Origin of the sequence: Pseudomonas sp. MH9.3 (assembly GCF_034354675.1) — a bacterium.
Lineage (GTDB): Bacteria > Pseudomonadota > Gammaproteobacteria > Pseudomonadales > Pseudomonadaceae > Aquipseudomonas.
In genome coordinates this window covers 269,220-281,917 of sequence record NZ_CP133785.1, presented here as the reverse complement: position 1 = coordinate 281,917, position 12,698 = coordinate 269,220, and the positions used below count along the sequence as shown (strand labels likewise).

11 protein-coding genes are annotated in these 12,698 nt (G+C 62.0%); all 11 read right to left on the bottom strand.

The window, feature by feature from the left end:
- Position 1: 1 nt before the first annotated feature.
- Positions 2-868: a type IVB secretion system protein IcmH/DotU gene (gene icmH, locus RHM60_RS01225; protein ID WP_209981183.1), complete on the bottom strand. Its 867-nt coding sequence runs from the start codon at positions 866-868 to the stop codon at positions 2-4.
- A gap of 5 nt (positions 869-873) precedes the next feature.
- The gene (gene tssK, locus RHM60_RS01220; protein ID WP_322213336.1) at positions 874-2,202 is read right to left on the bottom strand and encodes a type VI secretion system baseplate subunit TssK; all 1,329 of its coding nucleotides are present in this window, start codon (positions 2,200-2,202) and stop codon (positions 874-876) included.
- Position 2,203: 1 nt separating this feature from the next.
- Entirely contained in the window at positions 2,204-2,689 is a 486-nt protein-coding gene (tssJ, locus tag RHM60_RS01215; protein ID WP_209981179.1) for a type VI secretion system lipoprotein TssJ, read from the bottom strand.
- Between the two features lie 5 nt (positions 2,690-2,694).
- The gene (gene tagH / locus RHM60_RS01210) at positions 2,695-3,867 is read right to left on the bottom strand and encodes a type VI secretion system-associated FHA domain protein TagH (protein ID WP_322213335.1); all 1,173 of its coding nucleotides are present in this window, start codon (positions 3,865-3,867) and stop codon (positions 2,695-2,697) included.
- A gap of 2 nt (positions 3,868-3,869) precedes the next feature.
- The gene (locus RHM60_RS01205) at positions 3,870-4,013 is read right to left on the bottom strand and encodes a type VI secretion protein (RefSeq protein WP_209981176.1); all 144 of its coding nucleotides are present in this window, start codon (positions 4,011-4,013) and stop codon (positions 3,870-3,872) included.
- A gap of 68 nt (positions 4,014-4,081) precedes the next feature.
- Entirely contained in the window at positions 4,082-5,602 is a 1,521-nt protein-coding gene (locus tag RHM60_RS01200; protein ID WP_322213334.1) for a sigma-54 interaction domain-containing protein, read from the bottom strand.
- Positions 5,599-8,043 carry an AAA family ATPase gene (locus RHM60_RS01195; RefSeq protein WP_322213333.1) on the bottom strand — a complete coding sequence of 815 codons (2,445 nt, stop codon included), beginning with the start codon at positions 8,041-8,043 and terminating at the stop codon, positions 5,599-5,601. The genes RHM60_RS01200 and RHM60_RS01195 overlap by 4 nt, the downstream gene beginning before the upstream one ends.
- Before the next feature lie 6 nt (positions 8,044-8,049).
- Positions 8,050-9,057 carry a type VI secretion system baseplate subunit TssG gene (gene tssG, locus RHM60_RS01190; protein ID WP_322213332.1) on the bottom strand — a complete coding sequence of 336 codons (1,008 nt, stop codon included), beginning with the start codon at positions 9,055-9,057 and terminating at the stop codon, positions 8,050-8,052.
- The gene (gene tssF / locus RHM60_RS01185) at positions 9,021-10,808 is read right to left on the bottom strand and encodes a type VI secretion system baseplate subunit TssF (RefSeq protein WP_322213331.1); all 1,788 of its coding nucleotides are present in this window, start codon (positions 10,806-10,808) and stop codon (positions 9,021-9,023) included. Before tssF ends, tssG begins: the two co-directional genes overlap by 37 nt.
- On the bottom strand, positions 10,798-11,217 hold the full coding sequence (gene tssE, locus RHM60_RS01180; protein WP_245228934.1) for a type VI secretion system baseplate subunit TssE: 420 nt from the start codon (positions 11,215-11,217) through the stop codon (positions 10,798-10,800). Before tssE ends, tssF begins: the two co-directional genes overlap by 11 nt.
- Positions 11,214-12,689 carry a type VI secretion system contractile sheath large subunit gene (gene tssC / locus RHM60_RS01175; protein ID WP_322213330.1) on the bottom strand — a complete coding sequence of 492 codons (1,476 nt, stop codon included), beginning with the start codon at positions 12,687-12,689 and terminating at the stop codon, positions 11,214-11,216. Before tssC ends, tssE begins: the two co-directional genes overlap by 4 nt.
- Positions 12,690-12,698 lie beyond the last annotated feature (9 nt).

The following is a 12,698-nucleotide window of genomic DNA, read 5'->3' as shown; positions in this document are numbered from 1 at the left end:
GTTACAGGGGCGTCCGAGTCAGGTCCGGCGCCGAAAATTGAAAGGGTTGCAGGACCTTCGTACGCTCGGTGGCCAACACCCAGGCAAAACCCGAGTACATCGCCAACAGGCAGAGCAGGCACACTGCCGCCGCCCAGGGTGCAGAGATCAGCAACAGCCTTTTGCGGCGTACCGGCTCGATTGCCGACGGCAACGCCAGCACGGCAGGCGGGTCTCCCCTCACCTGCCGGATCTGTCGATACAGCCCGTCGCGTACCGCTTCGAGCTGCACCACGCCGCGTTCCATGACCCGGTATTTGCCCTCGAAACCCAGCGACAGGCACAGGTACAGCAGTTCAAGCAGCGCGAGGTGCTTGAGCGGGTCGCGGGACACTCGCTCCAGCAACTGAAAGACCTTTTCGCCACCGAAGGTCTCGTTATGAAAGCGACTGAGCAGGCTCATCTTCGACCAGTCGCCGGCGGTCCCCCATGAGGTGGTCACCACGGCTTCATCCAGCACGCTGCAGATCACATAGCGCGCCGACATGACTGCGGCGTGATCCGCGCCTTCATGCAGGGCGCGTGTCTCGAACTGCGTGACCCCCGCCGACAGCCGCTCATTGAGGCTATGCAAACTCTCGCGGCCGACGCTGGCACTGAGCCGATGCGGCTGCGACAGCAGCTCCCAGGCAGCGGATACCAGGGGATTGAGGCCGGCATTGAACATCTGCAGACCCTGCGCCTGTGCGGCGTAGATCATGCGGTCTTCCAGCTGTTCGAAACGCGGCGGCAACGCGAAATCCGTCAGCGGCCCCTGCACCGGTCCCGGACCGTCGCGGTCGAGCAGAACGGTTTTCTCGTCCTGAGGGTAGTCACTGTCCCTGTTCATGATGTTCAGTTCCTGATGGCCCAGAAGTTGAGTTCGAGCGCGCTAAATTCGCCGCCCACATGGAAGGCAAAACCACCTGACTGCTCCAGTTGCGTGATATCGCGGGCGCTGAGTTCGAGCATGAAATAGGTTTTGCCGGCATGAAACGGCAGTTGGCGCGGCGCCACCGGCAGCGGCTTGACCTTGATACCGGCCAGGTGCAGGTTGACCAGCTCGCGTATACGCTCCACCGGTCCGACCTTGAGATGCGCCGGCAAACGCTGGCGCAGCTCCTCCGACTCACAGTGGGCGCTGGCCGCGAGAACGAAGGTCGCGCTGCCCAGCAACTTGAGGTCGCCCACGGGGCAGACCAGCACGCCGTACTGACGCGGTTGCAGCACCAGTTCCATGGCATGCTGCTCCAGCACCATGGACAGCGCGCTTCGCAGCCCTTCCATCAAGCCGCGAAAACTGGCGCCCTGGTCGTTGTGCCGATAACGCACGTCCCACTGCGCCCGCCGGGTGTCATGGGCAAAGGTCGACAATTCGCCGAGGATGCCCAGTAACTCTCGGTACAACGCTTGCGGACGAACCTGGGCCTGGCTCAGGTAATGGCGCAGCACCAGCTCGCCCCGATTGATCAACTGCAGCATCAGAAAGTCCGCAATGTGCGTACCCGAAGCCGCACCATTGCCCTGAACCCGCTCGGCAATGGCGTCCCCGCGACACGCCAGCAGACTGACCACTTCCTTGAGGCACGCGCCCACATAACCCGCGCCCTGGAGATAGATGAAGGTCGGCACGAAGTCCGCATCCAGGCTCACACCGTCGTCCTGCGTGGCGTCCAGGACTTGAGCGACCTGCAGCGTCACGAACGTCTGGTTACTGTGCTGTTCGCCCAGCAACAGGCGCAGATCCGGATGTCCGCAGCTGATCTGGCAGCGTGAGTCGACCCCGGCATTCGAATCACCGACCTCTGTGGTACAGGTGACATAGCGGGCCACCACCTCGGCCTGCTCCGGTTGACGGGCCTCGATCTGGTTACCGATCGCCAACGGTAATGCCAGGTAAATACCCTGTCTGCCGACGTTGGCCGGCACCTGCAGCATCAGCGGTTCCATGGCGCCGCTCAGCTCGAACAGGCTGCCATCGGGCAGTACGCCACTGGCCTGGGTCACGACAAACTTGCCGAGCTTGAGGTACTGCACATCCACTTCGAGGCTGAGAAACCCCCAGGCATCACTGCCCAGCAAGCGGGTGCGATTGAGTTGCTGGTTGTAGTAGCGGTCCTGGTGTTGCAGGTGCTGGGGCCGCAACAACATGCCTTCCTGCCAGATAACGTTATGAACCTGCATATCAGTTCTCCAACGCATCGGCGGGCAGGTTGGCAAGACGTATGCCGTCCTCGTCCAGCACCAGATCGGCACGGGTCAGTCGGCCCGGGGTCACCGGCACTACCAGCCGCCATTGCACGTGAGGCAAGTCGCGATAGGCTGCGAGCACACCCACATAGCGACTATGCGGCCCGACGCTGAGCTTGAGTGCCAGGCGATCGCCGGGGCGCATTTCAAGTTCTTCTGCGCTCACCCAGTCCTTGGGCAGCGTCTGCTCGGCACGCCCATACAGGCTGAAGAAGTCCGCGTTTTCGAACGCTGCGGGGTGGCGCAGCTCAATCAGTTGCATGACCACCGGAGAGGGACGACCGTGCAGGTCAGGATTGACCCGTTCGCTGGCCGCCACTGTCAGGTCGAGTTTGGTTAGGGTCGAAAAGGGCGACAATGCGCTGCACCCGGCCAGCAAGCCGAGCAGCACCAGCATTGATACAAAGGTGACTCTGTGCATGAAGATCATCCCGGGCAAGCCGCATGAAGGGTGGAAATCAGGCGAACCTGCTCGTCGTAGGCCTTGGCAAAGTCATTGCCCAACAGGCCCTCGTTTAACGGCTCTTCCTCGAGCAGGCGCTGATAGTGGCGTTGGTAGGCGCGCCAGTGCGCACCGTCGGCGTTGAACCTGGGCGCTTTTGCCTGGCGCTCGAAGCACAACATCAGGTGGCTTGGCGCGAACACGCGGTACCCATTGCGCAGCGCGGTACGACACGCCGTCAGCAGGGCAACCTGATGGGATTGCAGGTCCCGGTGGGCTTGGACCATGGCGGTCTCGGCCGGCAATTGCCCCCACTCGTTCATGCCCAGCAAAGCCGCCAATGCGGCTTCACTGTCGGAACAATGGCGCAGCGGGTTGGCGCTCTGTAAGCGGGATTCTGGAGGTGTCAGGTTCGACTCTTTTTTCAGCTCGTCGCAGGTGCGCAGACTCTGCTGCAAGCCCTCGACACCCTGCTTGAGCAAACTGGCAACCTTGATCGCCAACGCTTCGCGCCGTGGGGTGTCGACGCCATTGAGGTCAAGCCCGAGTGCCGCCGAAAACTGCCCCCAGAACGACGCATGCAAAGCCGGCGTCTTTTCCCGGTATGCACGCGCAGGCGCATCGGGAACAGGCTCGGCCCGGCGCGGCAGACTCATATAGTCCCTTTCCGGCGCCTGCTGATAAACCCGTTGTGAGGGTTCGTCGTTGGTTGCGACGGTTTCATCCGGTGACGACTGAGCCCGATCCATCGCCCGGAGAGGATCCAGCCCGAGAAAAGCATCATCGGGAATCGGCTCACTGGCTGCCATCTGCAGTCCGCCATGCCGGGCCGGTGATGTGTCCAGCCGCGCCCTTATGGCCAGTGCACCCAACTGGAATATGTCGCCATCTTCGACCAGGCGCGCCTGCCCTTTGCACAGCCGCTCGCCGCTGCCCGCCACGCAGATTCCATTGCTGCTGATGTCGGTCAGAAAATACTGACCTTCGCGAAAACTCACCAACCCATGGTGGCTGGACAGCAGCCGACTCGGGTCGGGAATGACCCAGTCGCAACCGGCGCCACGCCCAATAACGCCGCCGGCCTCGGTGAACCGTTTGGGGGCCGTGGATGCGGAGTCTGCGCCTGCGCTTTCATACACTTCAAACACCAGTTGCATGGTCATACCTCCTTTTGCAGGCTACGCGTGCCGGCCTGCGGATCGCCCAGCGGACGGTAATCAGCATCGTCAAACACGTAGTTGGCGTTGCAGCCGCTCAGCAAAAACAGCGCAAGCACCAGGGCCTGCCACGGACAGTCAAGCATCAGGTATCTCCCGGAAAGTGACGCGGGGCGGCCCGGATAGACGGGGCGCCGGTGATAAGAAGAAATAGTCAGCATTCGCCCCTGGCCTCGCCGCAGGGAATATTCAAACGCGCAAGGCGGTAGAGCAGCGTGCGCCGCGCCACCCCCAACTCACGCGCGGTGCGGGTGCGATTGCCGCGATTTCTGTGCAGGCAATCGATCAGCACCGTGCGCTCAACGCGTTCCATACGCTGGCGCAACGTGGTGTCCACGACAGTGACCGGGCTGGGGGCCAACGCGAGGTGCACCGGCAGGATCACGTCTTCGTCACACATCAGCACGGCACGCTCCACCAGGCATTTGAGTTCGCGCACATTGCCGGGGAAGTCGTGATTCGTCAGTTGGTCGAGGGCCTCACTGGACCAGCCGACGGGCCCTCGTCCAAGTGCCACACAGGCCTTGTCCGCGAAATGCCGGGCGAGCTGCAGCATGTCGCCGTCTCGATCACGCAGCGCCGGCAGCTCGATCGGAAATTGTGCCAACCGGTAATACAGATCCTCACGAAAACTGCCATCGGCGACCATTGCCGCGAGGTCGCGGTGCGTCGCGGCAATGATTCGCACGTCGACCCTGTGCGAGGCATTCGCCCCCAAGGGCCGAATCTCGCCTTCCTGCAACACACGCAGCAACTTGGCCTGTAACGACAGCGGCATATCGCCGATTTCATCCAACAGCAACGTGCCACCGTCGGCCGCGTCGAATAGCCCCGCGTAGTCACGCAGCGCTCCGGTGAACGCACCTTTGCGATAACCGAACAGTTCGCTCTCCAGCAGCCCCTCTGGAAACGCCGCGCAGTTCTGCACCACAAAGGCCTTGTTACTCCTCTGGCCCGCGGCGTGGATGGCGCGCGCCACGACTTCCTTGCCGGTACCGGTTTCGCCACGCAACAACACCGTATAGGGCGTGCGCAAAACCTTGCTGATCAGACGGCAAGTCGCTTCCATCGCCGTACTGCTGCCAATCAGGCCAAACACGCGCGCCAGCGAAGCGTCAGACTTCAACTCGGTGAGCTCAGGCGCGGCACGCGACGCCCTGGCCAGTTGCCCCAGGGCAAAGCTGCCCAATTGCGCCAACGACGCCACATAGCCTTGCAACGCAAGCGGACGCTGGCTGGCACACAGCAGGACTGCACTGACGGCGTCGCCTCGGCAACACAACGGGATAGCGCAAAGAGAGCGCCAGGGTGTCGTCGCCTCAGGCAAAAAACCGCAGTCATACACACACTGGCTCACGTCATCCAGGGCGACGGCTTGCCCCTGGGTCAGGACGTACTGCAACAGCTGCTCATCCTGCGCTCCCTGGCCCAGAGCCGGATCGCTCGACGACCGACCTCCGTGCAAATGCTGGGCAATCAGCTCAAGCCTGCCGGTGGATTTATCAAGCCGGTACAGTTGGCCAAGCTCGCACTGACTCAGTTGTGCCACACCCGCCACGCAAAGGTCGGCCAGGGTGTTTTCATCAGCCCCCCGGCCCAGCCGGCAGAACCAGCCCATCAAGGTTTCTGCGTATGCCAGGGGCTGCGGCAGTCGGCTAAACATTTCGTCGGTCATTGGCTGAACTCACACGCCGGTCGACCGGTACTGTCCAGCGACGCATGGACCAGCGAGAGAGACTCTCCTACGGCCGTTGCCGCGAGCAGGCGGTCCACGATCTGTGGCAGCAGGTCGGTCTCGATCCATTGGTCGATGTAACGTGCGCCGCTGTCACCATGGGCACAGCGTTGGGCCATGTGCGCAAGCAGTTGCGGCGTATAGGTGAAGGCCAGCTTGCGCCGGACCAGCCGGTGCCCGAGACGAACGAGCTTGAGCCTGACCACCTCACCCAACACCTCGGCGGTAATCGGGTAATAGGGCACCACACGCATCCGCGCCAGCAATGCGGGTTTGAAGCAGGCGCGCAACGACGGAAGAAGCGCCTCGTGCAAAACCTCGAGCCCGGGGCGCCGACCGTCGGCACACAAGGCACTGATGCAATCGCTGCCGAGGTTGGAGGTCATCAGGATCAGAGTGTTGCGAAAATCGATCTCACGACCTTCGCCATCATTGGCCAAGCCCTTGTCGAACACCTGGTAGAACAGGTTCAGCACTTGCGGGTCAGCCTTCTCCACTTCATCAAGCACCACCACCGAATACGGACGCTGACGCACCGCCTCCGTGAGGACGCCGCCTTCGCCGTAACCGACATAACCGGGCGGCGCGCCGATCAACCGGGACAGTGAGTGTTGCTCCTGGTATTCCGACATATTAAGGAAGGTGACAAACCGCCGTCCGCCGTACAGCAGGTCCGCCAGCGCCAGTGCCGTTTCGGTCTTGCCCACGCCGCTCGGTCCGACCAGCAGAAACACACCCACTGGCGCGTCAGGCTCGTTCAGCCCGGCCGCCGTGGCGCGCATGCAGCGGTCAAGCGCCTGCACCGCGTGATCCTGGCCGAGGATCCGTGCGCCCAGCGCATCGGCAAAACCCAGCACCTTGTCGCTGTGTTCAAGCACCAGCTGCTCGGTGGGAATGCCGGTCCATGCGCTGATGACCTGAGCCACCAGGCGTGGGCAAACCTCAGGCTGTTCGGGTGATTGTTCGCGCTGTTCAAGCCAGGTCTGCTCCAACGCCTGGTGCTCGCGTTCGACAGCCTCGAGCCGCGATTCCAGCGCTTGCAGCACGGACCCATCGACAGGCAAGCCGGCATCAGCGTCGCGGCGCAGCGCATGGTGTTGCTGCCGGCCTTCGGCCAGTTCGGCATTCACACGCTGCAACGCCTCGGGGGGCACGGCCAGATGTGTACGCGCCCTTGCGCACGCGGTGTCCAACACATCCACCGCTTTATCCGGTAGCTGGCGCCCTGCCAGGTAACGCGCGCTCATGCGTGCCGCCGCAACGACGGCATCGTCGCGTACGTAGACACCGTGGCTGGCCTCGTAGACCGGGACCAGCCCGCGCAGGATGGCGACAGCTTGCTCGACACCGGGTTCGCCCACCCGTACCGGTTGAAAGCGTCGCGCCAGCGCCGGGTCTTTCTCGATATGCTTTTTGTATTCCGACCAGGTGGTGGCGGCGATGGTGCGCAGCTCGCCACGGGCCAGCGCGGGCTTGAGCAGGTTCGCCGCGTCGGACGCCCCGCCCTGCCCGCCCGTGCCCACCAGGGTATGGGCCTCATCGATAAACAGGATCACTCGTTGGGGCGACGCATTGACCTCGTCGATCACGCCCTTGAGGCGGCGCTCGAACTCGCCCTTGATCCCCGCCCCCGCTTGCAGCAGGCCCAGATCCAACGTGAGTACACGCACCTGCTGGAGCGACGGCGGCACCCGCGATGCGACGACTTGCAAAGCAAAGCCCTCGACAATCGCGGTTTTACCCACCCCGGCCTCCCCGATCAGAATCGGGTTGTTCTTGCGCCGGCGGGTGAGGATGTCGACCAGCTGTCGAATTTCGGCATCGCGACACAGCACCGGGTCAATCAGACCTTCACGCGCCTGATGCGTGAGGTCATGGGTGAAGCGTTGCAACAACGAGTCCGCCGCCGGACTATTTGCGTGCGGCTGCTGACTCAGCAGAAAGTCGCGCACGCGGTCGGCATCCAGGCGGCTCAGCACCTTCTGGCAGGCGCTGCCTGCGTGTTCCAGAGGATGACGCAGCAGCGCCAGCAACAAGGCGCCCTGATCGACCTCCGGCTGCCCCAGTTCCACCTGTGCCACCCTCCGTCCCTGTTGCAACCAGTGCACCAGCGTCGCAGCGAAAACCGGGTTGCAGGTTGCACAGTGTTCGCTCTTTGCATAAAGCGTCGACTCGAGCTCCGACACTTGTACACCCGCGTCTGCCAGGGCCCGCGCCAGCAGACCGTCGACGTGCTCCAGCAGCACCAGCAGCAGGTCCTCTACCAGCACCTCGCGGCCACCGCGTGCGACACAGCGCTCAGCCGATCGCTCAAGGTCGTATCGGGTCTGCGCGGCCAGGGTGCGGATAAGTTGTTGCAGATCTACATTCATCATAATCATCGATCCCTAATCAGAGTGGCCGGCGAGCGTCACCGCTCCATCAGCACGTTCGTGGGCCAGCCAACTGGTCCAGCCAAGGCGACAGACATTGCGCTCGCCGAGGTGCAGCGCACGCATTTCGCCCTCGGCCAGCACCAGGCGCAGGTCATACTCCAGGGGCGCGCGTGCGGTTAACTGCACCAATGAACACAAGGGCCGGAACGCCTCACCGGAGGGCAAAAATTCGTGAAAGCGCTGCCAGCTCAGCCCCAGCATGTGCACCTTGAACTTGCCGCAGCGATCCGCTATTTGCTGCCCCAGCACCAGATCGTGGCCGAGCGCGTGGTGGGTAACGCCCAACTGGTTGCGCTGCTGCGGGTCGATGCAGACACGGCGCGCCACCCACTGCTCGATGAACACTCGGCTGTGCTTGAAGTAATGGCGCAACACCGTCTCGATCATCGACGCCGAATGTGCCCGCAGCCCCAATAAGCCCAGGTAAGGCAGCAGACGCCTGCAATCCAGACGTGCCGCTGCGCGAACTTCCCGACTGCCCAGGCCGATCAGGGCGAACATCTGTGCCGAAAACCCATCGCTGGCACCGGTTCGGAAACGCGCTCGATAACGGTACTTGCGCCAGATCGGCAACATCAGCCGCTGCAGGCGATGGTGAAAGACGTTCAGGAAGTCTCGCGTGACGTTGGCCCCCATGGGTTCTGCACACGCCTGCTCGCCATAGAACGCCGGCAGCGGTGAACCTGCGCCAAACAGCCCCAATACATTGAGGCGCAGCCGCGCGCGTAACTGGCCCTGCTCCACAAAGAACTCCACTTGGTCTATGTCGTGTCCGGGAAAGCCAAGACTGGGATTGGCCTGGAATTCCAGCTGGTCATACAACGCGTCCTCGTCCAGCAACGGATGAGCCTCACGCAGGCGCTCAACCACCAGGAGCACCGCCTGGAACAGCGAATACTCGCGAATACAGCGCGACAGTTCGCTTAAAGCAGGGGCTGTTGGCCCAACCGGGGTGGCCATAGGTACACATCTCCTTGTGTGCTGATAACGCGCAGTTCGTGGTACGAATTCAGGTTGGCGTAAAGCGCAAAAAACTCGTTGAGTACCGAGGCAAAGACAAAAACATCGCCTTGACCGAGGAAACCCCGGGGATCGATCGTCAGGTCCACGCGCAACCCGCGAAACGGCAGGCCCTGGTGCAGGCGGTCCACCGCTTTGTGACTGACGGCCTGCAATGCGCCGAGCCTCTTCAGGCTGATCTGCTGCGCTTGCCGACCGTGATAACGCGGCAGGTCGTAGGTTTCCAGAACCACTTTCAAGGCGTTGATATCGGTCAGCGACAGATAATTGAGCGAGAGGTTACTGATCAGCCGCCACAGGAAATCCTGGTCCAGGGGGGGCGCGAAACTTGCGGTAGGCACCGTGATATTGCCAAACGTCAGGAATTCCGGAGTGTGCTCGCCGGGGTGGTTGATCTCGCCGATGGCCAGTTGCTGTGGAAGGTTCTGATTGGTGCAGGTCAGCTCGATCGACAGTGTTTCCTGCTCACTCCTGTGGCCGTTACCGAATGCCATCCAGGTGTCGATCCCGGCATGCTGTGCGGATGGACGCTGACGGATGCTGAAACTGGGCGCCGCAACTGATGCCCCGGCATCGGCGTCATGTTCGAAGGACTCGAATGGCACAAACGCCCGATGGCCCAGCCCGCCTGGGCGCCAGCCCGTCACGCAGTCCACGCAAAACACGCCTGCATGGCCCCGCGTGTATTCGCCAGGCACCAGCAGGTATTCGTCCTGCTTGCCATCCAGGCGTATCGGCACCGCATCATGGCTGAACAGGTTGACGATGGGTGTGCAATGCAGCTTTACGTTATCCAGCCCCGGGCGCTGCGGCTCATGCCCCTGGGTGCGCAGTTCGAAGCGCATCACCATGCTGCGCACCTGTTTGAGCTGTGCGTGGGGAACCCCGTGCAAGGCGTCCAGGCCCGCGACATCGACGAACAGGTATTTGTCGGGAAAGGCAAAGTACTCCTGCAGATGGCGATAGCCACTGAAGGTATTCGGCGGATAAGGAATCAATGCCTGGTCTTCGCTGAACCCGACCGGCTGTACCTGGCTGGCAGCCAGCCGCAGCGACAGCGGTCGTCCGTCAGGACCGTCAACGGGGCATGCATTCTCGTCCAGCAGCAACAGCTCAATGCCTTCAAGATGACGCAGCAGGCTCAAGTAGAGTCCCTGGCTGACATAACGATCGCCTGCCAGGTGCAAACGCAGAGGCTCAAACGCCAACTCGGTGAAATTGCCCGGTGCACTCATGTCCAGGTGCAGATCCAGCAAGGCGCGCTCACCCTGGAATGCGTAGTCCACACGACTGAGTTGCAGCGGCATCACCTGGGTGAGGTAGCAGGTGCGAAAACGGCAGCGCTCGCCATTGATCGCCACGCTTTCCACTGCGGTATCCCGCTCTACCCGGATGGCCGGCCCCGCACGTTTGAGCGGGTCGAACTGCAGAATGCTGAACGAGGGCAACGGCCGCATGTAGTTGGGCCACAGCAATTGCATCAGCGAGTGGGTCAGCTCCGGTAACTCGTCATCGAGCTTTTGTCGCAAGCGCCCAGTGAGAAACGCGAAACCTTCCAGTAAACGCTCGACATCCGGGTCCTGCCCGCCTGCGGCCAGGAAAGGTGCCAACGCCGGATTGCGCTCCGAGAAACGTCGCCCAAGCTGGCGCAAGGCGCTGAGCTCACTCTGGTAATAGCGATTAAGGGCCATCCGGCGTGACCTCCACCTGCCCGCCGCCACCCAGGCGCGCGCTGAAAGCCACGGCTCGCGTCTCACCCTCAATCGTCAGCATCGCCGCGATGGAAAATGCCAGGACCAGAGGGTCGCGATCACGCGGCAGTGCCCTGACCCGCACATTCGTCAGGCGTGGTTCGTAGGCCTGAATAAAGCGCTCGATCGAGAGGCGCGACTGGCTCAAGGACTCATGCAGGCTCTGGCGCATGTCATTGAGATCCGGCAGGCCGTAATCGCTCGCGGTCTGGGCACTGCCGGCCCGCGTGCTGAGCATTTTCCCCAAGTGGGCGGCCACCGAGGCCATGCCGCCCGATTGGGCGGATGCGGGGCCTTCAAGGCGTTCGAAAAGGCTGTGGTGACAGGTTATCCCTGGGTGCCTGCTCATTCTTTGTCGAGCTTGCCGACCAGGGACAGGGTGAAGTCCGCCCCCATGTACTTGAAGTGAGGTCGCACACTCAGGCTGACGCGATACCAGCCTGGCTCACCGTCAACATCGCTGACGACGATGCGTGCCGCACGCAGGGGACGACGACCACGCACTTCGGCACTGGGATTTTCCTGGTCGGCGACGTACTGACGAATCCATTTATTGAGTTCAAGCTCAAGGTCGGTGCGCTCCTTCCACGACCCCAGTTGCTCGCGCTGCAGCACTTTCAGGTAATGGGCCAGTCGGTTGACCACCATCATGTACGGTAACTGGGTGCCCAGCCGGTAATTCAACTCCGCTTCCCGGCCCTCGACACTGGTGCCGAAATACTTGGGCTTCTGCACCGAACTTGCGGAGAAAAAGGCGGCGTTGTCACTGCCCTTACGCATGGTCAACGCGATGAAACCCTCTTGGGCCAGTTCATATTCGCGTCGATCGGAGACCAGCACCTCGGTGGGGATCTTCGTTTCGATTTCACCCATGCTGTGAAAGTGATGCAAAGGCAGGTCTTCCACCGCCCCGCCGCTTTGCGGACCGATGATATTGGGGCACCAGCGAAACCTGGCGAAGCTGTCAGTCAAGCGCGTGGCGAATGCGTAAGCCGTATTCCCCCACAGATAGTGTTCGTGGCTGTTGACCACGTTTTCCTGATAGGCAAAGGTCTTGACCGGAGATTCGAGGGGATCGTAGGGCGTGCGCAGCAAAAAACGCGGTACGGTCAGGCCAATGTAGCGCGCGTCTTCGCTCTGGCGGAAGCTCTGCCATTTGGCAAATTGCGGGCCTTCGAAATGGTCCTTCAGATCCTTCAGGTCAGGCAGACCGGTAAAGCTTTCCAGGCCAAAAAAGGCCGGCCCGGCCGCTGCGATAAAAGGCGCGTGAGCCACACAGGCGACATTGGAGACGTACTGCATGAGCTTTACGTCGGGCGCACTGGGTGAAAGGAAATAATTGGCGATGATGGCTCCCACGGGCTGGCCACCGAACTGGCCGTACTCGGCACTGTAGATGTGCTTGTAGAGCCCGGACTGGCTGACCTCCGGCGAGTCTTCGAAGTCATCGAGCAAGTCCTCGCGGGACACATTCAGCAATTCGATCTTGATGTTTTCACGGAAATTGGTGCGTTCGATCAGCAACTGCAAACCTCGCCACGCAGCTTCCAGTGCCTGGAACTGCGGGTGATGGAGGATTTCGTCCATCTGCTGGCTGAGCTTGCTGTCGATCTCGGCGATCATCCGGTCCACCAGGCGTTTCTTGACCGGTTCTGCGCTGTTATGCGGCTTGACCAATTCTTCGATAAACGCCGAGACGCCGCGCTTGGCGATGCCATAGGCCTCGTCATCCGCCGTCAGCAGGGTCTGCGCAATGATGTTGTCGAGGATGCTCGACTCGTCCGCCCTGGGGGCGGCCAGTGAGGTGGCTTGAGTGTTCATGGATCAGTG